Below are 26992 nucleotides of genomic sequence, written 5' to 3'. Positions count from 1 at the left end.
GCGGAGTGTCAAATGCGCGCCTGGTTCTCGATCTGGATCGCGCCCATCGCGGTGAACAGCTTCTTGATGAGGTAGTTCTCCTCGTTGTCGAGGGTGGCTCCTCCGAGGCTCGCGATGCCGAGCGTCCGACGCACCCGGCGCCCCTTCTCGTCGACGTCCTGCCACGTGTCGTTGCGCGCCTGGACCACGCGGTCCGCGATCATCTCCATCGCGGTCCCGAGCTCGAGGTCGGTCCACTCGGTCGCGTACGGCGCGCGGTACTTGACGGTGGTCTGGCGCAGCGAGCTCGTGACGAGGTTCTTGCTCGCCGCGCCCTTCGGGCAGAGCCGGCCACGGTTGACCGGGCTGTCGGGGTCGCCCTCGATCTGCACGACCTGCTCGTCCTTGACGAAGACCTTCTGGGCGCACCCCACGGCGCAGTAGGGACACACGCTCTTGGCGACGCGGTCGGCGGTCTCGGTGCGGGCCGTGATCTCCTCCGTGCGCCGGGAGCGGACCGCCGTGCCCCGTCCGAGACGGTCGGCACCGACCAGCTGCCGGAGCACCGGCCACGCCAGGAACGTCCTCGCCACGAGCCTCACCTCCGCGTCTGGGCAGCACGGTACCCCTGCCGGTACGGCCGCACACGTCAGTGCACGACGACGACCGCGTCCCCGCGCGGGACCAGCTCACCGACCACCGGATAGCCGGGGACCTCGCCGGCGACGAGGAGCCCGCCGGAGGTCTGGGCGTCGGCCAGCAGTACCAGCTCGTCCTCGCCGACCGACGACTGCAGGTGCGGGCGGACCCAGGCCAGGTTGCGGCGGCTCCCGCCCGGGACGAACCCGTCACGGAGCGCGTCACGGGCGCCGTCGACGTACGGGACGGAGGCGGCGTCCACGACCGCGGTCACCCCGCTCGCCCGCGCCATCTTGAAGAGGTGGCCGAGCATGCCGAAGCCCGTGACGTCGGTGGCCGCCCGACAGCCGGCGTCGAGCGCGGCGCGGGAGGCGTCGCGGTTCAGCGTGGTCATCGTCGCGACGGCGGCGTCGAACCGCTCGCCCGTCGCCTTGTGCCGGTTGTTGAGCACGCCGAGCCCGAGGGGCTTGGTGAGCGTCAGCGGCGTGCCCGGCACGGCCGCGTCGTTGCGCAGCAGCCGGTCCGGGTGCGCCAGGCCGGTGACCGCCAGGCCGTACTTCGGCTCCGCGTCGTCGATGCTGTGCCCGCCCGCGAGGTGGGTGTCGGCCTCGCGGCAGACGTCGGCGCCGCCGCGCAGAACCTCGCGAGCGACGTCGAACGGGATCCGGTCCCGCGGCCACGCCAGCAGGTTGAGCGCGACCAGCGGCTCGCCCCCCATCGCGTACACGTCCGACAGCGCGTTGGCCGCGGCGATCCGGCCCCAGTCGTACGGGTCGTCGACCACGGGCGTGAAGAAGTCCGTGGTCGCCACGACCGCCCGCTCGCCGTCGATGCGGACGGCCGCGGCGTCGTCGCCGTGCTCGAGTCCGACGAGCAGGTCCCCCGAGGGCGTCCCCAAGGGCAGGTCGCCGAGGACTCGCTCCAGCTCCCCCGGGGGCACCTTGCACGCGCAGCCGCCGCCGGCGGCGTAGTGGGTCAGACGGAGCTCGGGCTCGACCGTGGTCATCTGGCCAATCTAGGTGCTGTCGCGCCGCGAGGGCAGGTGGCGGAGGCGGACGGGAATCGAACCCGCCGGACCCAGCGACTGGGTCCCTACGGTTTTGAAGACCGCGCCCGTCACCAGACGAGGTACGCCTCCTCGAGCACCGCGACCACTGTATCGGCGATGATCGGAGCCGTGGACACAGATCCGAGGCGTCGTACGCCGCGCACGGACGCCGTGCTGGCCGACCCGCGGCTTCGTCGTGCCGCCGACCGCCTCGGCGAGCGGCTCGTGAAGCAGGCCGTCGCGGGGGCGCTCGAGCGGTGCCGCGCCGGCGAGCTCGCTCCGGACGACGTGGCCGACGCGGCCGTCGACGCGCTGCCCCGCACCGCCACCCGGCTGCGCAAGGTCCTCAACGCCACGGGCGTGGTCGTGCACACCAACCTCGGTCGCGCACCGCTCTCCCCTGCCGCCGTCGAGGCGCTCGCGGTGGCGGCCGGCGCCACGGACGTGGAGCTCGATCTGGTCACGGGACAGCGCGGACGTCGGGGGCGCTCCGCGCTCGCGGCGTTGTCCGACGCGGTCCCGGACGCCGGCGGCGTGCACGTCGTGAACAACGGCGCCGCGGCGCTCGCGCTCGTCACCTGTGCCCTCGCGTCCGCCGGCGGACGCGTCGTGGTGGCACGCGGCGAGCTGGTCGAGATCGGGGACGGCTTCCGGATCCCGGAGCTGCTGGAGTCGGTCGGCGCCCGGCTGCACGAGGTCGGCACCACGAACCGCGTACGGCTCGCCGACTACCGGGCCGCGGTCGAGGACGGCGACGGCGTCGCGTTCGTCCTCAAGGTGCACCCGTCGAACTTCGTGGTGTCCGGCTTCACCTCGTCCGTGCCCGTCGAGGAGCTGGCGACCCTCGGGGTGCCGGTGGTCGTCGACATCGGTTCGGGGCTGCTCGCCCCGCACCCCCGGCTGCCCGACGAGCCGAGCGCCTCGGCAGCGCTGCGGGCAGGCGCCGACCTGGTCACGGCCTCCGGCGACAAGCTCCTGGGCGGGCCGCAGTGCGGCCTGCTGCTCGGTCGTACGGCGCTGGTCGAGCGGCTGCGCCGGCACCCGTTCGCCCGCGCCCTCCGCGTCGACAAGCTGACGCTCGCCGCGCTCGAGGCGACCCTCGTGGGCCCGACGCCGCCCGTGCTCGCGGCGCTGGCGACCGCTCCTGAGCACCTGATGACGCGCGCCCGTCGCGTGGCGGAGCAGCTCGGCGACCTCGGGCTCACCCCCGCGGCCGAGGCGGTCGCCTCCGTCGCCGCCGTCGGCGGCGGTGGCGCGCCCGGGGTCGACCTGCCGAGCGCCGCTGTCGCGCTCCCGGGGCGGCTCGCGGCGCCGTTGCGCGCCGACCCCGAGGTGCCGGTGGTGGGCAGGGTCGAGCGCGACCGCCTGCTGCTCGACCTCGTCGCCGTCGCGGAGGAGGACGAACCAGACCTGGTCGCGGCTGTCAGACGCGCGACGTGCGGGGGCGCCGGCTGAGAGGGTGGAGACGTGCACGTCGTCGCGACCGCCGGACATGTCGACCACGGGAAGACGACCCTGGTCGACACGCTCACCGGCATGCGCTCCGACCGGCTCCGCGAGGAGCGGGAGCGCGGGTTGTCGATCGAGCTCGGATACGTCTGGACGTCCTTCCCGCAGGTCGGTGAGGTCGCCTTCGTCGACGTCCCCGGTCACGAGCGGTTCGTCACCACGATGCTGGCGGGCGTCGGCCCGGCGCCCGCGGTCCTCCTCGTCGTCGCGGCGGACGACCCGTGGATGCCGCAGGCTGCCGAGCACCTCGCCGCCCTCGACGCCCTCGGTGTGACGCACGGGGTCGTCGCGGTGACCCGCGCGGACCTCGCCGACCCGGGTCCGATGATCGAGCGGGCCACCGCGGAGGTGGCGAGGACGGCGCTGCGCGGCGCACCTGTCGTGCCGGTCAGCGCACCGACCGGTCAGGGGCTGGACGCGCTGCGGGACGCGCTCGTCGCGGTGGTCGCCCGGCTCCCTGCGCCGGATCCGCACGCGGACGTGCGCCTGTGGGTCGACCGCCGGTTCAGCATCACGGGTGCGGGCACCGTGGTGACCGGGACGCTGCCGGCGGGGACGATCGCACAGGGCGACGAGCTCGAGGTGCACGGCGCCGACGGGACGGGGATCGTCCGCGTGCGTGGCCTGCAGTCGCTGGGGAGCCCCGTGTCCTCGGCCCAAGGTGTCGCGCGCACGGCCCTCAACCTCACCGGTGACGGCGTGGGCCTGGTCGACCGTGGCTCGGCGCTCGTCACCCCGGGCGCCTGGTGGGAGACGCCCGTGGTCGACTGCCGTATCACCGGCGACCTCGGGCGGCTGCCGACGCTGCCCGTGCTCCACGTCGGCGCGACCGCGGTGACCGTCCGCACCCGCCCTCTGGGGGACGAGGCTGCGGGTCTCGTCCGCCTGACGCTCCGGCTCCCGCTCCCGCTGCGGGTGGGCGACCGGGCCCTGCTGCGCGACCCCGGGAGCCGGCGGGTCTGGGGCCTCGAGGTGCTCGACCCTGCGCCGCCGTCGTTGCGGCGGCGCGGTGCGGCCACCGCCCGGGCCGCGGAGCTGAGCGCCATGACGGGGCGCCCCGACCTCGCCTCGGAGCTGGACCGTCGCGGTGTCGCCGAGGTGGAGACGCTGCGTCGGATCGGGGTCGGGACGGACGTCCGGCCGTCCGGAGCCGTCGAGGCGGCGGGCTGGCTCATGTCGGGGTGCCGCACCGACGAGGTGGCCTCGGCGGTCGCCGACGCCGTTGCCGACCACGCGCGGTCCCATCCTCTCGATCCGGGTGTCGCCCCGGGCGCCCTGGCCAAGCGGCTCGGGCTGCCGACCGCGGAGCTCGTCGTCGCGGCGCTCCGCCCTCCGCTTCGGCTGCACGAGGGCCGGGTCGTGTCCCGCGCGGCAGGAGGGGCGCTGCCGGCGGACGTCGAGGAGGCCGTGGCCGCGCTGGAGAAGGAGCTCGCCGACGCCCCGTTCGCGGCCCCGACCGCCGACCGCCTGGCGGAGCTCGGGCTCGACGACCGGCGCGCGGCCGCCGCGGCCAAGGCGGGGCGGCTCCTGCGGGTCGCCCCCGGCATCGTCCTCCTGCCCGGGGCCGACCAGCGTGCGGTGCTGCGGCTGGCCGAGCTCCCGCAACCGTTCACCGCGAGCGAGGCACGGACCCACCTCGACACCAGCCGTCGCGTGGTGCTGGCGCTGCTCGACCACCTGGACCGTGCCCGTCTGACCCGTCGCCTTCCTGACGACCGCCGGGAGATCGTCCGCCGCGCGTGAGGTGGTCGCCGGGGCGGCGCGGGGCGCTCAGCCCGCCACGGGGACGTCCGGACGCGGCTGCGTCCGGTCGTCGTGCGTCGCCATCTCGCTCCAGGCCTCGAGCTCCGCCGCGGCGACCATCTCCGCGCGGTTCGGCGGCGGCGTCTCGCGCACCGTCTTCAGGCACTCGTGCCAGTCCGGGTTGCGGGCGTACCAGGAGTGCCCGTAGATCTCGGCGACCGGACCGTCCTGCAGGCCCGGGTCGTACGCGATGGGGTCCGCGAGCCGCCAGTCGGCACCGCACCGGCGGGTCCGGTAGGGGCTCGTGTACTCGTCGTCCTGCTCACCGCCGAACGGCTCCGGGAAGTGGTGCGACCGGGCGCCCTCGGCGTCGATCTGGTGGCTCCACGACAGCACGGGGCCGGCCAGCTCGTCGGTCGTCCGGTAGAGGTTGATCCAGGCGCCGTTGAGCTCGCGGTAGAGCTGGTTGATCGCGGTGAAGCTGACGTACGCCGGGAAGGCCTTGGGGAAGATCACCCGCAGCTGCGACCCGAAGGTGACGAGCGCGACCCGGTCGCGTTCCTCGTCGTCGAGCAGCATCATCGTCGCGAAGCTGATCAGGCTCCCCTGGCTGTGGCCGCAGAGCACGAGGTCGCGCTGGGTCCCGTCCGCGGGCACCCGAGCCAGGTGCCACCGGATCCGCTCGCGCAGGTCCTCGACGCAGCGCTTGGAGTAGGCGCGCGGCGAGAAGGGGTGCACGGCGTGCGGCCAGAACGCGAGCACGTCCCAGACCACGTTGAGGCCGCGCCGCTTGCCCTCCTCCGCGACCGCCTTGCGGCTCTGCAGCAGCAGCCAGCCCGCGGCCGCGATCAGCAGCCACGCGCCGAACAGCGCCACGACGTTGGACTTCGCGACACCGTCGGCGCCGACGACGTACTTCGGCTGGCTGAGGACGTCGAGCCATCCCGGCGCGTGGCCGCACGTGCTGGGGTCGCGCGAGTTGATGCACGGCACGAGCTCCACCGCGAGCACGACCGCGAGGACCATGCCGGCCCCCGCGAAGCTGAGGCAGATGGCACCGACCGCGTTCTTCACGCGGGCCTTCTGCACGGCGAACCGCACGCGGGAGACCCACCGCTGCGGGACGAGGAGCGAGCCGCCGTCGGTGTACATCGCGGTGACCCGCTCGCCGGTACGACGGCGCCGCCGCATGCGCCAGACGACCACGCCGATCAGGATCACGACGAGGATGACGACGTTGAGTCCCCACGCGTACGCGACGCGGTCGAGCATCGGCGTCGTCCCGACCGTCACCTGGGCGCCGTCGGACGTGCCCGCGACCGGCGTCGACAGGTTGAGCGCCGACGAGATGCCGGTCGCGACCGCAGCGGAGAACCCGACGCCGATGAAGGTGCCGATCGCGGTGAAGAGCGCCGCGGCCATGCCTCCGGCGTACGGGGCGAAGTAGCGGCCCGGCGTGCCCTTCGCCGGCCGCTGCGAGCGCTGGACGAGCACCAGCAGCAGGTTGACGACGAACAGCGCGAGCAGCGCGGCGACGCCGATGACGAGGAGCCAGTTGGCGATCACGTCGAACGCCTCCGGGCGGTCGCGCAGCATCGTCCACTCGACCTTGCTCACGCCGCCCATGTCGGCGACCGAGGCGACGAGCAGCGCGACGCTGCCGACCAGCGCGAGGATGCCCAGCACGGCGGTCGTCTGCTTCCACACCTCGCGCCACGTGGCCTCGCCCGACGGCAGCCGGTCGCGCGTGCCCTTCTCGGGGTCGCCGAGGAGGGTGACGACGACCACGACGGCCACCCAGCCCATCAGCGCGAGCTGCAGGGTCACCTTGTCGCGCTCCCACGCGAACGGGTGCGCCACCCAGATCCCCATCGCGGCCACGACGAGCAGGCCCGCGGCCAGGTGGAGGTCGCGCAGCGTCGGCGTGCGGGTGTCGCCGGAGTAGAACGACTCCTGCGCCAGCGGCGTGACGGAGCGCTCCTTCGGCGGCTCGTAGGTCTCGGCCGGGGCGGGCGCCGGGACTCCGGAGCGTCGCGCGTCGATGCGGTTCCACAGCGCGCGCACGCGTCCCTGCCGGTAGCCGCGGCCCAGGAACGCGATCACCACGACCACGAGCGCGGTGAGGAGGACGGCGGTCCCGAGGACGACGCCCGGCTGGAGCGACTGGAGGAACCGCACGCTCGGGGCCCAGCGCCACGCGATGAGGTCGATGAGGACCAGCCCGGCGGCGAAGGCGAACATCGAGGTCAGCAGGACGCCGACGAGGCGCAGCAGCGCGTCGCACACGGCGTGGAGCAACCGCGGGACCGTCCCGGGCCCGATCGGCGGCAGCATGTAGTGCGCCCCGTTGACCATGCCGAAGGGCAGCAGGATCAGCCAGAGCGCCTTGACGCGGCTGCCGGACGTCAGGCGACCCCAGTGGTAGGCCTCCAGCGTCTGCCCCGCGTGACCCTCCAGCTCGTTGCCCGAGGCGTCGACCGAGCGGAAGTAGCGGGACTCGTCGTCACCGCCGACCTGGCACACGTACGGGCGGTCCAGCATGGACCCTGCCGGTGTGCCGCTGACCCCGTGGACCCTGAGCTCCACCCAGGGCTCGACGCTCTCGGTTGCGGGCATCGCAGCCACCCCCTTCGGTCCGACGGTAGACCCGGCGGGGGTCGGGTGACGCCGTGCTTGTCGCACGACGTCGTGCCAAGGTGAGACGTGGCCCCGAACGAAGGTGAGACGTGGCCCCGAACGAAGGTGAGACATGGCGTCGAGCACCCTGGACGTGGACGGACGATCCCTCAAGGTCAGCAACCTCGACAAGGTCCTCTACCCGGAGGAGGGGACGACCAAGTACGACGTGATCCGCTACGTGCTGTCGGTCGCCGACCCGCTGCTCCGGCAGCTCGCGGACCGGCCGTGCACCCGCAAGCGCTGGCCCGACGGTGTGGAGAAGGACCCGTTCTTCGAGAAGAACGTCCCTCGGGGCACGCCGGACTGGGTCCGCACCGTCGAGGTCGCGACTCCCGGCAGCTCGACCGGCCGCGACTCGCTCGTGTTCCCGGTCGTCGAGCACCGCTCGGACCTCGTCTGGCTCGCCAACCTCGCCGCGCTCGAGCTGCACACCCCGCAATGGACCGTCGGTCCCCGGGGCGGGATCCGCGACGCCGACCGGCTGGTGATCGACCTCGACCCCGGCGAGCCGGCGGGCATCGAGGAGGCGGTGGAGGTCGGGCACCTCGTCCGCGACCGGCTCGAGGCGGACGGCTGGCGCACGGTGCCCGTCACGAGCGGCAGCAAGGGACTGCACCTGTATGCGTCCCACGGCCGTGAGTCGTCGCCGGACGCGCTGCGCGACTACGCCCGCGGCATCGCCGACGAGCTGTCCGGAGAGCACCCCGACCGCGTGCTGTCGGTGATGCGCCGGGCCGACCGGCGCGGCAAGGTCTTCCTCGACTGGAGCCAGAACGTGCGCGCGAAGACGACGGTCACGCCGTACTCGCTCCGCGGCCGCTCGCGCCCGTGGGTCGCCGCGCCGCGCACGTGGGACGAGCTCGAGGACCCTGCCAAGGTCCACCAGGTGCTGTACACGGACATGGCCGAGCGGCTCGAGCGGTACGGGGACCCGATGACCGCGCTGACCAAGGACTGACGCGGCTCAGCGCGCGGCCGGCGCGCCCTGCATCAGCCCGAGGAGCCGGTCCGCCGTCGCGAGCAGGTCGGGCGCGGGCTCCAGCCCTGCGACGTCGTCGCGGACGGCCGGGTCGGCCCACCCCGAGCCGCCGAGAAGAACCGGCGCTCCGACCGTCGGCGAGGCGACGGCGACGACGACGTCCGGCGCCGGGGCGTGGCTGGCCCACAGGTACACCGCGGCCGGAGTCACCCGACCGAGCAGCCCGGCCAGCGCCGTACCCGTCACCTCGAAGCCGAGAGACAGCACGGCGACGCCCTTGCCGGCCAGCGCCGCCTCGAGCGCGAGCACCGCCAGCGACTCCGCCTCCGCGTCGACCGAGGCCAGCACGAGCGGGCGTGTCCCGAGGAAGCGCGGTGCGTACGCCCGGGCCACCGACCGCAGCTCGACCTCGAGGCGCTCGCGGACGATGCGCTCGGACTCGACACCGAGCTTGGCCTGCTCGACCTGGTCGGCGGTGTCCTGCAGCGCGGGTGCGAGCACGTTGACCCAGGCGCCGAGGACGCCCCAGTCCCGGATCGTGTCGGACAGGTGCGCGGTGAGCCCGACGACGTCGAGGACCGCGCCGGCGTCGACGATCCGTCCGACCGACTCGCTCGGCGTGGCGATGACGTGACCCGGCGCGTTGTAGAGCGGGTCGTCGGAGGCGAGAGCGGCGACCAGGCCGCTGGAGTCGAGCGACAGCGCGACCCGGGCCGCGGACTGCGCGGAGACGCCGCTCATGACGATGCGGTTCATCAGCTGGACGCGACGGATGTCGGTCTCGCTGTAGCGGCGGTGCCCGCCCTCCGTACGGCGGCTGGGGCCGATGCCGTAGCGGCGCTCCCAGGTGCGCAGGGTCGGGGTCGCGACGCCTACGCGTTCCGCGACCGCACCCACGCCCCAGAGGAGCTCCGACTCGTCATCCATGCTCGTCTCCAACCCCGGCTGCGCCGGGTGTCGTGCTCCCACGCCGTCCCCCGGGACGGAGAGCGCCGCCGACCCTCTCTCGCCCATCGAAGGAGTATCTCGTTCACGAGTGTCACCCCTGCACGTGCGGTCCGCCACACGGATCTTGACGCCCTGAATCAGATTTGGATAAGTTCTGAACCAGTTGCATGCCGCGTTGATTCATAGGGGGTACCAACATGGCAAGCATTGCCCGCCTACCGATGCCTCTGATGGAGGCGTACGAGTGGCAGTACGAGGGTGCCTGCCGTGAGGCCGACCCCGAGACGTTCTTCTCTCCCGAGTCCGAGCGCGGCCCTCGCCGGCACGCTCGCGAGCACCTGGCCAAGACGTACTGTGCGCGATGCCCAGTACGTGACCAGTGCTTGCAGCACGCGCTCAAGGTGAAGGAGCCGTACGGCGTCTGGGGTGGTCTGACGACGGGCGAGCGGGCCGCGCTCCTCACCGGGGAGCGAACCGCCGGGTAAGAAGCACCACGAGATGGTCGGCCGGGCCCCGCACCGGCCGACCATGACCCGGCTCCCTCAGCTCAGCCCCAGAAGACCCGCTCGACGACCTGGCGCGCCCGGCGCGTCGCCCTGAGGTAGTCGTCGACCATCTGCTCCCCGCCGTCGATGCCGTAGCCGAGCAGCCACGCCACCCCCGCACGGTCGTTCGCGTTGGCCGGCAGCGAGACGACAGGCCGGTTGCGCAGCAGCACGAACGCGTTGCGGATCCGGCTCACGAGTCGCCACGCGTCCTCCAGCACCGCCGCGTCCTCCCGCGCGAGCAGCCCCGCCTCAGTAGCAGCCCGGAGCGCCGGCAGCGTCTCGGTCGTCCGCAGCCCCTCGATCTCGTGCGCGTGCTGCATCTGCAGCAGCTGCACCGTCCACTCGACGTCCGCGATTCCCCCGCGGCCCAGCTTGAGGTGCGTGGCCGGGTCCGCGCCGCGCGGCAGCCGCTCGGAGTCGACCCGCGCCTTGATGCGCCGGATCTCGCGCACGTCGTTGTCGGAGACGCCGTGCTCCGGCCACCGCAGCGGGTCGACCAGGTCGCGGAACGCCGCGCTCAGCTCGGGATCCCCCACCACGGGCGCGGCGCGCAGCAGCGCCTGCGCCTCCCACACCATCGACCAGCGGGCGTAGTAGGCGCGGTACGACGCGAGCGTGCGCACCAGCGGACCGGACCGGCCCTCCGGGCGCAGGTCGGCGTCGACCTCGAGCGACGGGTCCGGACCGGCCGTGCCCAGGATGCGCCGCAGCTCGGTCGCCACCGCGGACGCGCCCTGGCTCGCAGCCGACTCGTCGGCGCCCGGCAGCGGGTCGTGGACGAACATCACGTCGGCGTCCGAGCCGTAGCCCGACTCACGCCCGCCGAGCCGCCCCATCAGGACGACGGCGATCCGGGTCGGCACCGGCTCGCCGCGCTGCTGCTCGACGGTGCGGGTGGCGATCTGGAGGGCGGCGTCGAGCGTGGCCACGGTCAGGTCGCTCAGCGCGTGCCCGACCTCGACGACGTCGAGCCGCCCGAGCACGTCGGACATGGCGATCCGGGACAGCTCCCGGCGGCGGACGCGGCGCACCGTACGGATCGCCTCGTCCGGGTCGCCGTGCCGGCGTACCGCCGAGCGGGTCTCGGTCAGGATCCGGTCGTACGTGCGCGGCTCGAGCTCGGCGTCGTCGCCCAGCATCGCCACCGCCTCCGGCGCCCGGTGGATCAGGTCGGTGACGTACGCGCTGCCGGCGAGCATCTTGGCCAGCTGCTCGGCGCCCTCGCCCTCGTCACGGAGCTTGCGGAGGTACCAGTGGGTGGCGCCGAGGCTCTCCGAGACCCGGCGGAACGCGAGCAGCCCCCCGTCGGGGTTCGGCGACTCCGCGAACCACGCGAGCATCGCGGGCATCAGCTGGCGCTGGATCGCCGCCGAGCGGCGTACGCCGGAGGTGAGCGCCTTGATGTGCGTCAGCGCGGCGCGCGGGTCGTCGTAGCCGAGGGCCTCGAGCCGCGCCTGGGCCGCCTCCGGCGTGAGACGCAGCGCGTCGGACGGCATCGACGCGACCGCGTCCAGCAGCGGCCGGTAGAACAGCTTCTGGTGGAGCCGGAGCACCTCCCGGCGCTGCGCCTGCCACTCCCGCAGCAGGTTGCGGGCGGGGTCGGTCCGGAACGCGAGCGTGCGCCCGATCATCCGGAGGGTCTCGTCGTCGGTCGGCACGAGGTGCGTACGGCGCAGCCCGTCGAGCTGGATGCGGTGCTCGAAGGTGCGCAGGAACGTGTACGCCTCGAGCATCGCCGCACCGTCGGTCCGCGCGACGTAGCCGCCGTCGACGAGCGCCTGGAGGGCGTCGGTCGTGGAGCGGACGCGGAGGCGCTCGTCGGTCCGGCCGTGCACGAGCTGCAGGAGCTGCACGGCGAACTCGACGTCGCGGAGCCCACCCGGGCCGAGCTTGAGCTCGCGGTCGAGCTGCGGGGTCGGGATGTTGTCGATGACGCGGCGCCGCATCGCCCTCGTGTCGGGCACGAAGTGGGGGCGCGTCGCCGCCTGCCACACCATCGGCGCGAGCGCGTCGACGTACGCCGCACCGAGGTCGGCGTCGCCCGCGACCGGACGGGCCTTGAGCAGCGCCTGGAACTCCCAGGTGCTCGCCCAGCGCTCGTAGTACGTGACGTGGCTGGCGAGCGTACGGACGAGCGGGCCGTCCTTGCCCTCGGGACGCAGGTTGGCGTCGACCTCCCAGATCGTGCCCTCGCGCGTGTGCTCGCCGCAGATCCGGATCACGGCCGAGGCCAGGCGCGTGGCGACCTTCGTGGCGCGCTGCTCGTCGGCACCGTCGGCCGCGGCGTGCACGAAGATCACGTCGACGTCGCTGACGTAGTTGAGCTCCCGCCCGCCGCACTTGCCCATCGCGATGATCGCGAGGCGCGCCAGCTCCGAGTCGTCGACCTCGGCGCGCGCGAGGCGCAGCGCGGTCGCGAGCGTGGCGCCCGCGAGGTCCGCGAGCTCGGCGGCGGTCGTCTCGTACCGGCTGCGCCGTGTCAGGTCCCGGGCGGCGATCTGCAGCAGCTGGCGCTTGTACGCGACCCGCAGCGCGTCGCGGTCCGCGACGTCGGCCAGCACCTGCTCGAACGCGGCCTGGTCGCGCGGCTCGACCGGCATGGTCGTCGCCCGCAGGTCGAGGACCGCCTCGGGGTGGACCGTGAGGAACTCCCCCAGCGCCCGGCTCGCGCCGAGCACGGCGACCAGGCGCGTGAGCAGCTCCGGATCTCCCTCGAGATGCGCCTCGAGGTCGTCCAGCCCGGACGCGATGGCGCACAGGTGGCGCAGCGCGAGGTCCGGGTCGGCACCCTGCGCGACCCGCTCCACGACGGCCGCCGAGCGGATCCCGCACTCGTCGAGCAGGCGCCCGGCACCGTCGGCGTCGGCGAACCCGAGCCGCGCCAACCAGCCGGACGTCGTCCTCAGACGCTGTGGCCTCTGGTCGTCCGGCACGCTCAGACCCGCGTGACCAGCCGGTCGAGCTCGAACTGCGTGACCTGCGTGCGGTAGTCGTGCCACTCGGTGCGCTTGTTGCGAAGGAAGAAGTCGTAGACGTGCTCGCCCAGCGTCTCGGCGACCAGCTCGCTGCTCTCCATCTCGCGGATCGCCTCGTCGAGGTTGCGCGGCAGCGGGGCGATGCCCAGCGCACGACGCTCGGTCTCGGTCAGTGCCCAGACGTCGTCCTCAGCCTCGGGGGGCAGCTCGTAGCCCTCCTCGATGCCCTTGAGCCCGGCCGCGAGCACCATCGCGAACGCGAGGTACGGGTTGCAGCCGGAGTCGATCGCCCGGTGCTCGATGCGCGCCGACTGCCCCTTCTGCGGCTTGTACATCGGCACGCGGACGAGCGCCGAGCGGTTGTTGTGGCCCCAGCAGACGTACGACGGGGCCTCGCCGCCGAAGATCAGCCGCTTGTAGGAGTTGACCCACTGGTTGGTGATCGCGGTGATCTCCGAGGTGTGCTGGAGGATACCCGCGATGAAGGAGCGCCCGGTGCGGGAGAGCTGGTACTCCGCGCCGGCCTCGTAGAAGGCGTTCTCGTCGCCCTCGAACAGGCTCATGTGCGTGTGCATGCCCGAGCCCGGGTGATCGGTGTAGGGCTTGGGCATGAAGCTGGCCCACAGCCCCTGCGAGAGCGCGACCTCCCGGACGACCGTGCGGAACGTCATGATGTTGTCGGCCGTGGTGAGCGCGTCGGCGTAGCGGAGGTCGATCTCCTGCTGGCCCGGGCCGCCCTCGTGGTGGCTGTACTCCACCGAGATGCCCATCGCCTCGAGCATCGTGATCACCTCGCGGCGGAAGTCCTGCCCGCCGCCCTGCGCCGTGTGGTCGAAGTAGCCCGAGTCGTCCACCGGGACCGGCACGCCGCCGGGGGACGGCTTGCCCTTGAAGAGGAAGAACTCGACCTCGGGGTGGGTGTAGAAGGTGAAGCCCATCTCCGCGGCCTTGGCGAGGGTCCGCTTGAGGACGAAGCGCGGATCGGCGTACGACGGGCTCCCGTCGGGCAGCTGGATGTCGCAGAACATGCGTGCGGTGGCGGGCGTCTCGCCGCGCCACGGCAGGATCTGGAAGGTCGTGGGGTCGGGCTTCGCGAGCATGTCGGCCTCGTGGACGCGGGCGAAGCCCTCGATCGCCGACCCGTCGAACCCGATGCCCTCCTCGAAGGCGCCCTCGAGCTCGGCCGGCGCGACGGCGACCGACTTCAGCGAGCCCAGGACGTCGGTGAACCAGAGCCGGACGAAGCGGACGTCGCGCTCCTCGAGCGCGCGCAGCACGAAGTCTTCCTGCTTACCCATGGGGTTAGTGTGCCCGTGATTCGTGACAGGCGGGTGAACTGGGGTCCCGCCTCATCCCCGCTAGGCTCGCCACGTGCCTCAGCTTCGTGTCGCTCTCGCCCAGGTCAACGCCCGCGTCGGTGATCTCGACGCCAACGCGGGCCTCGTGCTCGAGCAGTGCCGGGCCGCCCACGAGGCGGGTGCGCACCTGGTCGTGTTCCCCGAGATGGTCCTGACGGGCTACCCGCTGGAGGACCTCGCGATGCGGGCCTCGGTCGTCGCCGCGTCGCAGGCCGCCGCCGACGCGCTCGCCGCCCGGCTGGCCGAGGAGGGCCTCGGCGACCTGGTCGCGATCGTCGGCTTCCTCGACCAGGCCACGGGCGTCGCCGAGGGCCCCGGCATCCCCAAGAACGCACCCCAGAACGCGGTCGCGGTCATGCACGGCGGCAGGATCGTCGCGCGCCAGGCCAAGATCCACCTCTGGAACTACGGCGTCGGCGACGAGATCCGCACCTTCGTCCCCGGTGACGTCCTGCAGGTCGTCGAGGTGCGCGGCGTCGACGTCGCGACCGTGATCTGCGAGGACCTGTGGCGCGACGGCATCGCCTCGGCGGTCCGGGCCGCCGGCGCCGGGCTGCTCGTCGTCCCCAACGGCTCGCCGTACGAGGCCAACAAGGACGACGTCCGTCTCGAGCTGTGCCGCCGGCGCGCGGTCGAGGGCGGCGTCGCCGTCGCGTACGTGAACCTCGTCGGCGGCCAGGACGAACTCGTGTTCGACGGCGACTCGCTCGTCGTCGACGGCTCCGGCACGCTGCTCGCCCGCACGGCGCAGTTCGTCGAGGAGCTCCTCGTCGTCGACCTCGACCTGCCGGCCGCGCGGCGCCTCACGCCTCCGGAGGGCACCCGCTTCGCCGGGCTCCGGGTCGAGCGGACCGTGATCTCGAGCGATCCCGTCGCGCCGTACGAGCCCGTGCCGTCGCCGATCCTCCCCCGCCTGGGAGACCACGAGGAGATCTACCGCGCCCTCGTCACGGGGCTGCGCGACTACGTCGACAAGAACGGCTTCCGCTCGGTCCTCCTCGGGCTCTCCGGCGGCATCGACTCCACGCTGTGCGGCGCGATCGCGGTGGACGCGCTCGGGCCGGAGCGGGTGTTCGGCGTGTCCAACCCGAGCGAGTACTCGACCGAGCACTCCCGCTCAGACGCCGCCGAGCTCGCGCGCCGGACCGGGCTCGACCTGCGCACGGTCCCGATCGCCCCGATGGTCGACGCGTTCCAGAAGGCGCTCGGCCTCACCGGTCTCGCCGAGGAGAACCTCCAGGCGCGGGTCCGCGCCGTGGTCTGGATGGGCCTGTCCAACCAGGAGGGCCACCTCGTGCTCGCCTGCGGCAACAAGTCCGAGGTCGCGACCGGATACTCGACGATCTACGGCGACGCGGTCGGCGGGTACGCCCCGATCAAGGACGTCCGCAAGACGCTGGTCTGGGAGCTCGCGCGCTGGCGCAACGCGTACGCCGAGTCGCGGGGCGAGCAGCCCCCGATCCCGGAGAACGCGATCAGCAAGCCGCCGTCGGCCGAGCTGCGGCCCGGTCAGCTCGACACGGACTCGCTGCCGCCGTACGAGATCCTCGACGGCATCCTCGACGCGTACGTCGAGCGAGACCTGTCGGCTGCGGCGGTGGTCGCGGAGGGCTTCGACGCCGAGCTGGTCGAGCGCGTCGTCACCCTCGTCGACCGCGCCGAGTACAAGCGTCGCCAGTACCCGCCGGGCCCGAAGGTCACCCGCCGCAACTTCGGTCGCGACCGCCGCGTCCCGATCACGCACCGCTGGCGCGAGCACCTCGCCGACGACTGAGGCGTTTACCTCCGTGTAACGCATCACACACCGGATGCCCCCTCGGTGGGGTTCAGCCGCGCCGTCACGTCGTGGCACGCTGAGAAGGTCCGTGGACTCCATCCGGGAGCTGCGAGAACGAAGGAACGACCATGTCCGAGAACACCTCCGCCGCCGGCGGAACCCCCCAGGAGGAGCCCGCCCCGTACGGCACCGGCTCTCGCCCGTCCACCCCGACGCCCGCGACCGCACCGCCGGCGCGCAAGCGTGTCCGCACCTTCACCCTCCAGCAGATGAAGGAGCGCGGCGAGAAGTGGACGATGCTCACCGCGTACGACCAGTACGCCGCCCAGATCTTCGACGAGGCGGGCGTCCACGTCCTGCTCGTCGGTGACTCGGCCGCCAACAACGTCTACGGGTACGAGTCGTCGCTGCCGGTGAGCGTCGACGAGCTCCTCCCCCTCGTCCGCGCCGTCTCGCGCTCGGCGCCGCACGCATTCGTGCTCGGCGACCTGCCGTTCGGCTCCTACCAGGGCTCGCCCGAGCAGGCGTACGACACCGCGGTGCGGTTCATGAAGGAGGGCCACGCCCACGGGGTCAAGCTCGAGGGCGGCGCCGAGATGGTCCCGCAGATCCGCCGGCTCGTCGAGGGCGGCGTACCGGTCTGCGCGCACATCGGGTTCACGCCCCAGTCGGAGCACGCGCTCGGCGGCTACCGGGTGCAGGGGCGCGGTGACGCGGCGAAGAAGACGATCGACGACGCGCTCGCGGTGCAGGAGGCCGGCGCGTTCGCGGTGGTCATGGAGATGGTGCCCGGCGACGTCGCGACCGAGATCACCCAGAAGCTGCGCATCCCGACCGTCGGCATCGGCGCGGGTGCCGGCACCGACGCCCAGGTCCTCGTCTGGCAGGACATGATGGGTCTCAACGCCGGACGGCTCCCGCGCTTCGTGAAGAAGTACGCGGACCTGCGGACGACGATGCTCGACGCCGCCCGGGCGTACGTCGCCGACGTCGAGGGCGGGGCGTTCCCGTCCGAGGAGCACACCTTCTGAGGTTTGCCACGCCAACGCGGCGTGCTTCGGTTGGCGCGGGAGGCTTCCCGCGCCAACCGCGGTTTGCCGCGCCAGCGTGGCAGACCGCGGTCAGTCGAGCCGGCCGGGCAGACCGGGGTCAGTCGAGCCGGATCCCCGCGAGCTGGGTCGCCTGAGCGACGAGGCGGTCGGCGCTGTCCCACACGGTCGTGATCTCGTCCACCCGCTCGGCCTCGACCAGCTGGGCGCGGTGCAGGATCGTCAGCGGGCCGGGCATCGGCAGCGCCCGCACGTAGACGGTCATCTCCAGCGTCGGGACCGACCCGGTCGGCTTGATCTCCATCGTCGCGGGCGGGAACGCGTCCACCGCATACAGCAGCGACAGCGGGTCGAAGTCGGCGCCGTCGAGGAAGGCGAGCCACCCGCGCAGCTCGCCGGAGCCGCTGGGCCGTCCGCGCGCGAAGGACGCCGTGGCCGGGTCGAGCCGCAGGTCGACCTGGTCCATCACCGGCACGTGCAGCCCGGTCGGGCTGGTGCCGGGGACGCGGAGCCCGTCGTCCCGCGACGCCGTCGGCCGAGGCGGGGCGCCCGCGTCCCAGTGCGGCACGGTGGCCTGCTCGAGCGTGCCGACCATGAAGACCGCCTCGACGCACGCCCGCCCGTCCTGCAGCATCGTCGCGCGCACGTGGTCGGCGCTGCGGCCCTTGCGGAGGATCGCGGTCTCGATCGCGACCGGCCCCGCGTCGGGCGAGTGGAGGTAGTGCGCCGAGGTCGTCACGACGTGCTCGTGACCGACGCTCGCGACCGCCGCGCGGCCGAGCATCGTCAGGAGATAACCCCCGTTGGGCTTCGTCCCGACGCCCCACTCCGGGTCCACCACCGCCTCGTACGCACCGTCGCCGGTGGCGCGGACGGCGCTGACGTCAGCGAACGGGCGTAGCGCGTCGGGCATGCGGACTCCTCGGGTCGACGGGCCCCCATCATGGCGCCCACCTCCGACAGGTCCGTGCGCGGGATCAGCTGCTGGTGCTGCCCGGGCTCGGCGCGTCGTCGTTCCAGTCGGGGTCGTTGTCCCACCGCTCGTTGCGCTCCTGCGCGATCTCGAGCGCGCGCTCGGCCTCCTCGCGCGTGTCGTACGGGCCGAGGCGATCGAGCGCCTTGCAGCCCTCCTCGCCCTCGACCGCGTGGTGCTTGATGCAGTAGTAGAACTTGCCGTCCGCCATCTCGACCTCCTCCCACCATCCTGCCCGAGCGCGCCGACACGCGCCGAACGCCCCTCGCGCGGCGACCTAGACTCGTCGCGTGACCGTGCTGATCCCCCACACCCTGTCCCCGCGCCGCAGTGTTCCCGGCTCGATCGCGACTCCCGAGTACGTCGATCGGCCGGCGCCCACGCCGTACGACGGACCGGAGATCCGCAGCGCCGAGACGATCGCCGCGATGCGGGTCGCCGGCCGGATCGCGGCGCAGGCGCTGGACGCGGTCGAGGCCGCGATCGCCCCCGGGGTGACCACCGACGAGCTCGACGCGATCGGTCACGCGTTCGTCGTCGACCACGGGGCGTACCCGTCGACGCTCGGCTACCGCGGCTACCCGAAGTCGCTGTGCACCAGCGTCAACGAGGTGATCTGCCACGGCATCCCGGACGCACGCCCGCTCGAGGACGGCGACATCGTCAACGTCGACATCACCGCCTACATCGACGGCGTGCACGGGGACACCAACAAGACCTACCTCGTCGGCGACGTGGACGAGGAGTCGCGCCTGCTGGTCGAGCGGACCGAGGAGGCGCTCGCGCGGGCGATCCGGGCGGTGAAGCCCGGCCGCCAGATCAACGTCGTCGGCCGGGTCATCGAGTCGTACGCGAAGCGCTTCGGCTACGGCGTCGTGCGAGACTTCACCGGTCACGGGGTCGGACCGGCCTTCCACGACGGGCTGATCGTGCCGCACTACGACGACCCGCGCTACGACACCGTCATCAAGACCGGCATGACGTTCACCATCGAGCCGATGCTGACCCTGGGCTCGATCGACTGGGACCTGTGGGACGACGGCTGGACGGCGACGACCAAGGACAAGTCGCGTACGGCGCAGTTCGAGCACACGCTCCTCGTGACCGACACCGGGGCGGAGATCCTCACGCTCTCGTGACGCGCCATGCGCCGACCGTGATCTACGACGCAATGTCGTAGCCGGTGACGGATCCGCTGGTGACGCCCGGTACGGTCGGTGCCGTGACCGTACTCGCCGCACCCCCGCAGACCCACCCCCGGACCCGGCTCGCGTTCCGCGTCGTCGCCTTCGCCGAGGCGGTGTCGTGGGCGGGCCTGCTGATCGGGATGTTCTTCAAGTGGATCCTGGAGACGACCGAGGTCGGCGTGAAGATCTTCGGCCCGATCCACGGCGGCATCTTCGTCGCGTACGTCGTGATGTGCCTCGTCGCCTGGCGCACCTTCGGCTGGTCCTTCAAGGTGGCCGTCGCCGCCCTGGCGTCGAGCATCCCGCCGTTCTTCACGGTGCTCTTCGAGGTGTGGGCGGACCGCCGGGGTCTGCTCGGCGGCGCCGCACGCCGCTGACGCGGCCGTACCCGCGCCACGTCGTCGTCGCGAGCGACGACGACTCCCTCCGTGGCCAGATCTGGACACGTCGTTGACGCTCGTGTCGTCTGGGCGATTGTATCGATTCAATCTGTTGCCCACGTCACACGACGATCCTCCGGAGGGACCATGTCGCGAGCGCGTCTGACGCGTCCGATCCACCTCGCCGCAGCCGCGGCGCTCGTCACCGGAGTGCTGGTCGCCGCCGCGCCCGCCGTCCCGGCGACCACGACGGCCACGAGCCCGACGACGGGAGGGGGCACCGCGGAGGCGCTGGCCCCCCGCCTCACCGCGAGCACCTTCGCCGACCCGCCGGCCGCCGTACGGCCGAAGTACCGGTGGTGGATGCCACAGGCCTACACCGACGACGACCAGCTGCGCGCCGAGCTCGCCGACATGCGCGCCGCCGGCGCCGGTGGTGCGGAGGTGGCGGCCTTCACCTTCCAGGGCTCGGGCACCACCAGCCAGAGCTTCCTCGACCAGTACGCCTGGGGCACCACGCGCTGGACGGACAAGGTGCTCACGATGCTCGAGGCTGCCGACGAGCTCGACCTGGGCCTCGACCTCACCGTCGGCCCCCGTTGGCCCGCGATCGTGCCGTCCGTGAACGACGTGAACGATCCCCGCGCCGCGCAGCAGCTGGTGTTCGCGTACGAGTTCGGCGCGGGCGGCTCGACGCGCTCGGGCGCTCTGCCCACCAACCTGACGCCCGCGCCGCCCGCCGGTGCGGAGACCACGCTCGTCACCGCCCTCGTCGCCCGCTGCACGGACGCGGCGTGCGGGACACAGCAGAGCGGTCCGCGCCTGCTCGACCACGACTCGGTCGTGGAGGTGACCGGTGAGGTCGCCGACGACGGCACGCTCGCCTACACCTTCCCCGGTGGATCCGACGACACCTATGCGCTGATCACGTTCCGGCAGACGGCCGCAGGCGACCGGCTCACCGGGCTGAGCGCCTCCGGCCCGAACTACTACCTGGACCACCTCAGCGCCCAGGGCGTGAAGGCGACGACCGACTTCTACGACGAGAAGGTCCTCACGACCGAGGTCGGCGACGCCATCCGGCGCGTCGGCCGCGTCGACCTGTACGAGGACTCGCTGGAGATCGGCAACACCCAGAAGTGGACCTGGGACTTCGCCGACCAGTGGGAGGAGCGGCGCGGGTACTCGCCGCTGCGCGACCTCCCCGCGATCGCCGGCGCCGGGGCGCAAGGCCGGTCTGCAGCGACGTTCTTCGACTTCGCCGACGGGGTCGGCGACCGCGTCCGCCGCGACTACCGCCAGACCTGGAGCGACCTCTACCGGGACGTCCGGATGACCGGCCTCCGCGAGTGGGCCCACTCGCACGGGATGAGGCTGCGCGTGCAGCCGTACGGGCACCCGGTCGACACCCCCGACGTCGCAGCCTTCGTCGACGTGCCCGAAGGCGAGTCGCTCGCGTTCAACCACAACATCGAGGACTACAAGCTCCTTGCCGTCGGCGCGCACCGCAGCGGCAGCAAGGTCGTGTCCAACGAGTGCTGCGCGACCCGTGAGAAGGTCTGGGACACCCGCGCCGGTGGCGCGACCGATCCCGGGAACCTCCAGGCGGTCTACCGCGGCTACGCCGGCGGCGTCACCCAGGTCGTCTGGCACGGATACCCGCACCGCATCCGGGGCCCGGAGGGCACCTCGGAGCAGACCCGCTGGCCGGGCATGACGTACGGGGGCAACACCTCGTTCGCCGAGGCGTTCGGCGCGAAGGGCGGTCCGAGCTGGACCGACTACCGCCCCGTGAACGACAACCTCGCACGGATGCAGCTCGTGCTGCGCCAAGGCGCACCGCGCTACGACGTGGGCGTCTACTGGGAGGACTACGGGCTTCCCGGCCACGGCACCACCGGCGCCGGCGAGCAGTCGATGCTGTCCTCGACCTCCGCGCTCGCCGCGGACGGCTACACCTACGAGTACGTCAGCCCGGCCCACCTCTCCCGCGACGACGCGCGCGTGCGGGGCGGACGACTGTTCCCCGCGACCAGCGCGTACGGCGCGCTCGTGCTCAAGGAGCAGCGGGCGATGCCGCTCGAGACCGCCCGTAGGATCGCCGGTCTCGTCCGCGACGGGCTGACGCTCGTGGTGGTCGGCGACCTGCCGCGGACGACCCCGGGTCTCCACTCCGCCGACGCGGAGAGCCGTGAGCTTCGCCAGGTCATGGCGGACCTCACGGGGTCGCGACGTGTGGTCCGCGTCGACGAGATGGACGACGTCCCGGCCGCCCTCGAGCGTGCCGGGATCGAGCCGGCGGCCGCCCACACCGAGGCGTCCGCCGACATCCTGAGCGTCCGCCGCGAGGACGACACCACGAACTACTACTACCTCTTCAACCAGACCAGCGCCCCGGCGGAGCAGACCGTCGCGCTCGAGGGCGCGGGGAAGCCGTACCTGCTGGACACGTGGAAGGGCACGATCACCCCGATCCGCGACTACCGCACCCGTGGCGGCCGCACCCTGGTCGACGTCGACCTCGCCGCCGCGGATGCGACGGTCGTCGCCCTGAGCACGCGACGCGACGGCGGGTTCGGCGCGCACGGACGCGACGACGCACCCGGTGCCGCGAGCGGCGGCAAGGACGCCCCAGCGGCGCCCGTCGCCCTGGCCGACTGGAGCCTCGCCGTCGAGGGATGGGGCCCAGGCGCTTCCGGCAAGGCCGGCGACACGGCGAAGACGCCGCTGCCGCCGGTGGACCTGACGGCGTCCGCCGACGGCACGCTGCCGGCCTGGTCCGCGATCACGCCTGGCGCCGGCTACGCGACGAACCTCTCGGACGTGTCCGGCATCGGCACCTACACGACGTCGTTCACGCTGGACCGAGGCTGGTCCCGCGTGACAGGTGCCTACCTCGACCTCGGCGAAGCGGTCGACACCGTCCGCGTGTCCGTCAACGGCAAGGACCTCGGCCTCGTCGACCCGCAGGACCTCCGGCACGTCGAGGTCGGCTCGGCGCTGCGGGTCGGGAGCAACACCGTCACCGTCCGGGTCGCGTCCACGCTCCTCAACGCCGTCCGCGTCGCTCCGGGGACCGGGGCCAGCGGCCGGGCGCGGTCCGACTACGGACTGCTCGGGCCGGTCCGCATCGCCCCGTACGACGGCGGGTCCAGCCTCTACGCGGAGGCCCTGGACCGCGCCCTCCCGGTCGCGGCCGGCGGGACGAACCAGGCGCGGATCCGCCTGCGCAACGGGTCCGAGCGTGCCGTACGCGTCGCGCTCTCCCCCACCGTCGAGGGCACGGCGACCGTCGTGGACGCGCCACGGCAGGTCGAGCTCCGGGGAGGCGAGTCGAAGACCGTCGTGGTGACTGTGCGGGGAGCAGCCGCCAGCGGCGAGTCCGTGCTCGACGTCGGTGTGCAGGGCAACAACGGGACCTCGGGCGACGCGACGGTGCGGCTGGTCCACTCCGACGACCTCGCAGCCAACGCGCTCGGCAGCCCCTTCCCGCGGACGTTCTCGAGCTCGGCGCAGGACCGCTACCCGGCGACAGGGACCACCGACGACAGCGCGGCGACGTTCTGGGTGTCGGGCGGCAACGTGCCCGGCCAGGCACCGACCCCGCAACGACCGGAGACGCTCGGCGTCGACCTCGGGGCTCCCACCACGGTGAGCGCCCTGCGCCTGATCGGGCGCACCGAGTACGGCCCGCGGACGTACGAGGTCCAGACCTCGGCCGACGGGCGTCGCTGGAAGACCGTCGCCGACGTCGTCGACGCGCCGAAGGCCGGCGCGGTGACGTCGTTCGAGCCGGTCAAGGCCCGGTTCGTCCGCGCACGGATCACCGCGGGCTACTACACGTCGCAGCCGGGGAACAACACCCAGGTGATCGATCTCGGCGTCTTTGCACCGGCAGGCGCCAACCTCGCACGGCGCGCGACCGCCTCGGCGTCGAGCACGCACGCGAACTTCCGCGTGAGCACCGTCAACGACGGCTCCGTCGCCGGTCAGTCCGACTACGCGGTCTGGAACGCCGGCAACGGCTGGAACGACGCCACCCGGGCGGCGTGGCCGGACACGCTGACCCTGACGTGGACCTCGCCGGTCTCGCTCTCGCGGGCCGTGGTGCGCACGGTCGACAACGGCACGAACCCCGTCGCAACGTTCGGGCTGCGTGACTACGACGTGCAGGCGCTCGTCGACGGGGAGTGGGTCACGGTCGACGAGGTCCGCGACAACACCGAGAGGGCGACGCTGGAGTCGCGCTTCGACCGGGTGCGGGCGACGGCTCTACGGCTGTCGATCACCGACACGAACGACCATGCGTACAGCCGCGTGGTCGAGCTGGAGGCGTACGACGACTGACGCCCACCGCCCTGGACGGCCGCCCGGTCGTCCAGGGCGGTGGCGGCCGTACGACCCCGCGGGGGCGGATGAGCCGGCCTGTAGGCCGGATTCTGTCAGGGTGTCAACCCACCCCGGCGACCATCTCTCTCGGCGCCGCGTCACCGCGACGCTCCAGCGACCTACCCGCAGGCTCGGCGAGCAGCGTCAGCGCCTGCGCGGGCCCGGAGGCCCTTCTTGGTCTTGCTCCCGGTGGGGTTTACCTAGCCGCCCCGGTCACCCGGGGCGCTGGTGGGCTCTTACCCCACCCTTTCACCCTTACCCGCACCTCACGCGTCGCGTGAGGCCGCTGGCGGTCTGCTCTCTGTGGCACTGTCCCGCACGTCACCGTGGGTGGGCGTTACCCACCACCGTGCTCTGTGGAGTCCGGACCTTCCTCGGCGTCGTCGGTGCGCACCGACGACGACGCGGCCGCCCGGCCGACTCATCCGCGTCAGCCACAGTAGCGGACCGCGGGCGGCACCCCGCATTTGGTCCGCGCTTCGCCACCACCTAGACTGGGCACCGCGAAAGGGAGTAGTCCCCAACATCCGTGTCGACACACTGACCTTCGGGTCCGGTGCGGAAGGCGTCACCTCGGTGACGCGGACGAGACTTTCGGCCAGCGACACGACCCTATGGACGTGCCTGGTCGAAGGCGCTCCCGGAGGCTCTTCGTCCAGGTGACGAGGAGCCCTTTTTCATGTTGTACGCGTTCTTGCTGAGCACCGCGGTCATCTTCATCGCCGAGCTCGGTGACAAGAGCCAGCTGATGGCGATGACGTTCGCCACCCGCTACCGCCCCCGCGACGTGCTGATCGGCATCACCGTCGCCACCGCCGTCGTCCACCTCGTGTCGGTGGGCATCGGCTTCTGGGTCGGTGAGGCCTTCGCGGACGCGCAGCAGTGGATCACCCTCGCGGCCGGGCTCGCGTTCCTGTTCTTCGCGGCGTGGACGCTGCGCGGCGACGAGCTCAGCGCCGACGAGCGCGAGAAGGCGCAGCGCAGCACCGGTGCTGCGGTGTGGGCCGTCGGCGGTGCGTTCTTCCTGGCCGAGCTGGGCGACAAGACCATGCTGGCGACCATCACCTTGGCGACGCAGGAGAACTGGCTCGGGACCTGGATCGGCAGCACGCTCGGCATGGTCGCCGCGGACGCGCTCGCGATCCTGCTCGGCGCGTGGCTCGGCAAGCAGCTGCCGGAGAAGGTCATCAAGTACGGCGCGTCGGCGCTGTTCGCGGTCTTCGGCGTGTGGCTCGTGGCGGAGGGCGCAGGCTGGCTCTGACGCGGCCCCTCACGCCCGCGCCAGCGCCTCCTCACGCCCCGTTGGTGGCGCCCGGGGGACCCCCCGCCCCCCCCCGCCCCCACCAACGCGCGGCGGGTTGGGACGCAGCTACGGCGCGAGACGGAACCGTACGGCGCGAGCGTCCGGGTCGGCCCGCTCCAGCACGACCGTGACGGCGTCGCCGAGCGGCAGCGGCGCCGTACCCTCGACCGGCGCCTCCACGGCCGGGTCGTCGAGCAGCACCGTGCCGCGGGTCTCGTCCCGGTCGTCGGCGTCGATCACGGCCCCGGTGAAGGTCTGCCCCACCGCACCGGCGAGCACGACCGCCTCCACGAGGTCGAGCACCGCGCGGTCGAACGACGAGGCGAGGCGCCCCGTCCCCGCCATCACCTCGGGCAGGTCCGGCAGACCCGACCGGACCCACGTGGGCACCTCGGTGCCGGCGCTCACCGCGAGGCAGACCTCGCTCACGTACCGGTCGGCGAGGCGGCGCAGCGGTGCGGTCGCGTGCGCGTACGGGGCGGCGATCGCGCTGTGCTCCGCGTACTCCGGAGCGGCCCCGTCGAACGCGACGTAGCCGGCCCCGCGCAGCAGCCCGGTGCACGCCTCCAGCATCGCGACGTGCCGAGGCAGCGCGGGGTCGAGGGTGCGGACGAACTCGGGGTACGACGTCCCCTCGGGCCACGCGATCCCCAGACCGCGCGCAGCGCGGCGCAGCCGCCGGAGGCCCCGCTCGTCCGCAGGCGGCAGCGTACGGACGAGCCCGACCTCCGCCTCCAGCATCAGCCCGGCGGCCGCCATCCCGGTGAGCAGCGAGATCTGCTCGTTCCAGCCTTCGGACGCGACCGGCTTGCGGAACGTCAGGGACCACGACCCGTCGTCGCTGCGCTCGATCTCCTGCGTCGGAAGCGGCAGGCTCACGCCTCCGCGCTCGACCTCGAGGGCCTGCCGCCGCTCCCCCACCGCGCGCAGCAGCGCCAGCGTCTCCGGTCCGGTGCCCGCATCGACCTGCCCCTGCACGCCCTCGTAGTCGAGCTGCGCCGTGCTCCGGACCCGTGCCCGCTCGACCCGCACGTCGCGCTGCCCGCCCTCGGCGTCGAGGTCGATCGACCACAGCACCGCCGGGCGTACGACGTCGGGGAGCAGGCTCGCCGCGTCCTCCGACAGCGCCGGCGGGTGCAGCGGGATCCGGCGCGACGGCGCGTACAGGGTCTGACCCCGCCGGTGCGCCTCGCGGTCGACGGCGCCGCCCGGGGCGACGTACGACGCCACGTCCGCGATCGCGTAGTGCACCGTCCACCCGTCGCCGCTGCGCTCGATGAACATCGCCTGGTCGAGGTCGCGTGCGCCCGGCGGGTCGATCGTGAGCAGCGGGAGGTCCGTCCGGTCGAGGTCCGGCAGCTCGACCTGCTCGGCCGACGCCGCCGCCTCCGCGAGGACCTCCGGCGGGAACTCGGCGTCGACCCCCAGCTCCTCGGCGATGGCGTCGATACGGCCCTCGAGAGCGGGCACGGCGGCGGAGTCGACCGAGTAGTACGCGCGCGTCATGACATTCACCCTAGGAGAGCGGA

At 72.9% G+C, this 26992-nt stretch carries 19 protein-coding genes, 1 tRNA gene and 1 other RNA gene; 10 read left to right on the top strand and 11 right to left on the bottom strand.

Going from position 1 to position 26992, the window contains the following annotated elements:
- Nucleotides 1-8: 8 nt before the first annotated feature.
- The 3 genes from ACQSSQ_RS23855 to ACQSSQ_RS07360 all read right to left on the bottom strand — a co-directional run bounded on the left by ACQSSQ_RS23855 (nt 9) and on the right by ACQSSQ_RS07360 (nt 1756).
- On the bottom strand, nt 9-572 hold the full coding sequence (locus tag ACQSSQ_RS23855) for a hypothetical protein (RefSeq protein WP_489685682.1): 564 nt from the start codon (nt 570-572) through the stop codon (nt 9-11).
- 56 nt (nt 573-628) lie between these two features.
- Nucleotides 629-1624 (bottom strand): selenide, water dikinase SelD, encoded by a 996-nt coding sequence (gene selD, locus ACQSSQ_RS07365; protein WP_431326379.1) that lies wholly within the window; start codon nt 1622-1624, stop codon nt 629-631.
- A gap of 37 nt (nt 1625-1661) precedes the next feature.
- Nucleotides 1662-1756: transfer RNA gene (locus ACQSSQ_RS07360), tRNA-Sec, on the bottom strand.
- A gap of 39 nt (nt 1757-1795) precedes the next feature.
- Here ACQSSQ_RS07360 and selA point away from each other — a divergent pair.
- Both selA and ACQSSQ_RS07350 read left to right on the top strand, forming a co-directional pair.
- Nucleotides 1796-3121: an L-seryl-tRNA(Sec) selenium transferase gene (selA, locus tag ACQSSQ_RS07355; RefSeq protein ID WP_431326378.1), complete on the top strand. Its 1326-nt coding sequence runs from the start codon at nt 1796-1798 to the stop codon at nt 3119-3121.
- A gap of 12 nt (nt 3122-3133) precedes the next feature.
- Nucleotides 3134-4918 (top strand): SelB domain-containing protein, encoded by a 1785-nt coding sequence (locus ACQSSQ_RS07350; protein ID WP_431326377.1) that lies wholly within the window; start codon nt 3134-3136, stop codon nt 4916-4918.
- Nucleotides 4919-4945: 27 nt separating this feature from the next.
- Here the strand turns inward: ACQSSQ_RS07350 and ACQSSQ_RS07345 are convergent, their stop codons facing one another.
- Nucleotides 4946-7534, bottom strand: coding sequence for a hypothetical protein (locus tag ACQSSQ_RS07345; RefSeq protein WP_431326376.1), 2589 nt, complete (start codon nt 7532-7534; stop codon nt 4946-4948).
- A gap of 133 nt (nt 7535-7667) precedes the next feature.
- On the opposite strand from ACQSSQ_RS07345, the gene ligD reads away from it, so the two are divergent.
- The gene (ligD, locus tag ACQSSQ_RS07340) at nt 7668-8555 is read left to right on the top strand and encodes a non-homologous end-joining DNA ligase (RefSeq protein WP_431326375.1); all 888 of its coding nucleotides are present in this window, start codon (nt 7668-7670) and stop codon (nt 8553-8555) included.
- Nucleotides 8556-8561: 6 nt separating this feature from the next.
- On the opposite strand, the gene ACQSSQ_RS07335 is transcribed toward ligD, so the two are convergent.
- Nucleotides 8562-9503 (bottom strand): MerR family transcriptional regulator, encoded by a 942-nt coding sequence (locus ACQSSQ_RS07335; protein WP_431326374.1) that lies wholly within the window; start codon nt 9501-9503, stop codon nt 8562-8564.
- A 218-nt stretch (nt 9504-9721) separates the two neighbouring features.
- Between ACQSSQ_RS07335 and ACQSSQ_RS07330 the strand changes: the two genes are divergently transcribed.
- On the top strand, nt 9722-10009 hold the full coding sequence (locus ACQSSQ_RS07330; RefSeq protein WP_431326373.1) for a WhiB family transcriptional regulator: 288 nt from the start codon (nt 9722-9724) through the stop codon (nt 10007-10009).
- Nucleotides 10010-10071: 62 nt separating this feature from the next.
- Here the strand turns inward: ACQSSQ_RS07330 and ACQSSQ_RS07325 are convergent, their stop codons facing one another.
- Together ACQSSQ_RS07325 and ACQSSQ_RS07320 are read right to left on the bottom strand one after the other, a co-directional pair.
- Entirely contained in the window at nt 10072-13005 is a 2934-nt protein-coding gene (locus tag ACQSSQ_RS07325) for a bifunctional [glutamine synthetase] adenylyltransferase/[glutamine synthetase]-adenylyl-L-tyrosine phosphorylase (protein WP_431326372.1), read from the bottom strand.
- A gap of 2 nt (nt 13006-13007) precedes the next feature.
- Nucleotides 13008-14345: a glutamine synthetase family protein gene (locus ACQSSQ_RS07320; RefSeq protein WP_431326371.1), complete on the bottom strand. Its 1338-nt coding sequence runs from the start codon at nt 14343-14345 to the stop codon at nt 13008-13010.
- A gap of 73 nt (nt 14346-14418) precedes the next feature.
- Here ACQSSQ_RS07320 and ACQSSQ_RS07315 point away from each other — a divergent pair, with 73 nt between their 5' ends.
- On the top strand, nt 14419-16179 hold the full coding sequence (locus ACQSSQ_RS07315; RefSeq protein WP_431326370.1) for an NAD+ synthase: 1761 nt from the start codon (nt 14419-14421) through the stop codon (nt 16177-16179).
- 131 nt (nt 16180-16310) lie between these two features.
- Nucleotides 16311-17213: a 3-methyl-2-oxobutanoate hydroxymethyltransferase gene (gene panB, locus ACQSSQ_RS07310; protein WP_431326369.1), complete on the top strand. Its 903-nt coding sequence runs from the start codon at nt 16311-16313 to the stop codon at nt 17211-17213.
- Nucleotides 17214-17331: 118 nt separating this feature from the next.
- On the opposite strand, the gene ACQSSQ_RS07305 is transcribed toward panB, so the two are convergent.
- Together ACQSSQ_RS07305 and ACQSSQ_RS07300 are read right to left on the bottom strand one after the other, a co-directional pair.
- Nucleotides 17332-18144 carry a thioesterase family protein gene (locus ACQSSQ_RS07305; protein ID WP_431326368.1) on the bottom strand — a complete coding sequence of 271 codons (813 nt, stop codon included), beginning with the start codon at nt 18142-18144 and terminating at the stop codon, nt 17332-17334.
- 64 nt (nt 18145-18208) lie between these two features.
- Complete coding sequence (locus tag ACQSSQ_RS07300) at nt 18209-18415, bottom strand: hypothetical protein (RefSeq protein ID WP_431326367.1); 207 nt, start codon at nt 18413-18415, stop codon at nt 18209-18211.
- Nucleotides 18416-18494: 79 nt separating this feature from the next.
- On the opposite strand from ACQSSQ_RS07300, the gene map reads away from it, so the two are divergent.
- The 3 genes from map to ACQSSQ_RS07285 all read left to right on the top strand — a co-directional run bounded on the left by map (nt 18495) and on the right by ACQSSQ_RS07285 (nt 24118).
- The gene (gene map / locus ACQSSQ_RS07295; protein WP_431326366.1) at nt 18495-19343 is read left to right on the top strand and encodes a type I methionyl aminopeptidase; all 849 of its coding nucleotides are present in this window, start codon (nt 18495-18497) and stop codon (nt 19341-19343) included.
- Nucleotides 19344-19426: 83 nt separating this feature from the next.
- On the top strand, nt 19427-19768 hold the full coding sequence (locus ACQSSQ_RS07290) for a DUF3817 domain-containing protein (protein WP_431326365.1): 342 nt from the start codon (nt 19427-19429) through the stop codon (nt 19766-19768).
- Between the two features lie 150 nt (nt 19769-19918).
- Nucleotides 19919-24118, top strand: coding sequence for a glycosyl hydrolase (locus ACQSSQ_RS07285; RefSeq protein WP_431326364.1), 4200 nt, complete (start codon nt 19919-19921; stop codon nt 24116-24118).
- 65 nt (nt 24119-24183) lie between these two features.
- Here ACQSSQ_RS07285 and rnpB read toward each other — a convergent pair.
- Nucleotides 24184-24584: RNase P RNA component class A (gene rnpB, locus ACQSSQ_RS07280), an RNA gene on the bottom strand.
- A 255-nt stretch (nt 24585-24839) separates the two neighbouring features.
- Between rnpB and ACQSSQ_RS07275 the strand changes: the two genes are divergently transcribed.
- The gene (locus tag ACQSSQ_RS07275) at nt 24840-25421 is read left to right on the top strand and encodes a TMEM165/GDT1 family protein (protein WP_431326363.1); all 582 of its coding nucleotides are present in this window, start codon (nt 24840-24842) and stop codon (nt 25419-25421) included.
- A 108-nt stretch (nt 25422-25529) separates the two neighbouring features.
- On the opposite strand, the gene ACQSSQ_RS07270 is transcribed toward ACQSSQ_RS07275, so the two are convergent.
- The gene (locus tag ACQSSQ_RS07270) at nt 25530-26969 is read right to left on the bottom strand and encodes an RNB domain-containing ribonuclease (protein WP_431326362.1); all 1440 of its coding nucleotides are present in this window, start codon (nt 26967-26969) and stop codon (nt 25530-25532) included.
- Nucleotides 26970-26992 lie beyond the last annotated feature (23 nt).

Origin of the sequence: Mumia spirodelae, from assembly GCF_050632745.1 — a bacterium.
Classification (GTDB): Bacteria; Actinomycetota; Actinomycetes; order Propionibacteriales; family Nocardioidaceae; genus Mumia.
This window is presented reverse-complemented; position numbering and strand designations above follow the sequence as displayed.

Coding starts and splice junctions, on each gene's coding strand:
- selD (WP_431326379.1), bottom strand. CDS start 1,624: ATGACCACGGTCGAGCCCGAGCTCCGTCTGACCCACTACGCCGCCGGC.
- ACQSSQ_RS07345 (WP_431326376.1), bottom strand. CDS start 7,534: ATGCCCGCAACCGAGAGCGTCGAGCCCTGGGTGGAGCTCAGGGTCCAC.
- ligD (WP_431326375.1), top strand. CDS start 7,668: ATGGCGTCGAGCACCCTGGACGTGGACGGACGATCCCTCAAGGTCAGC.
- ACQSSQ_RS07335 (WP_431326374.1), bottom strand. CDS start 9,503: ATGGATGACGAGTCGGAGCTCCTCTGGGGCGTGGGTGCGGTCGCGGAA.
- ACQSSQ_RS07330 (WP_431326373.1), top strand. CDS start 9,722: ATGGCAAGCATTGCCCGCCTACCGATGCCTCTGATGGAGGCGTACGAG.
- ACQSSQ_RS07320 (WP_431326371.1), bottom strand. CDS start 14,345: ATGGGTAAGCAGGAAGACTTCGTGCTGCGCGCGCTCGAGGAGCGCGAC.
- panB (WP_431326369.1), top strand. CDS start 16,311: ATGTCCGAGAACACCTCCGCCGCCGGCGGAACCCCCCAGGAGGAGCCC.
- ACQSSQ_RS07305 (WP_431326368.1), bottom strand. CDS start 18,144: ATGCCCGACGCGCTACGCCCGTTCGCTGACGTCAGCGCCGTCCGCGCC.
- ACQSSQ_RS07300 (WP_431326367.1), bottom strand. CDS start 18,415: ATGGCGGACGGCAAGTTCTACTACTGCATCAAGCACCACGCGGTCGAG.
- ACQSSQ_RS07285 (WP_431326364.1), top strand. CDS start 19,919: ATGTCGCGAGCGCGTCTGACGCGTCCGATCCACCTCGCCGCAGCCGCG.
- ACQSSQ_RS07275 (WP_431326363.1), top strand. CDS start 24,840: ATGTTGTACGCGTTCTTGCTGAGCACCGCGGTCATCTTCATCGCCGAG.
- ACQSSQ_RS07270 (WP_431326362.1), bottom strand. CDS start 26,969: ATGACGCGCGCGTACTACTCGGTCGACTCCGCCGCCGTGCCCGCTCTC.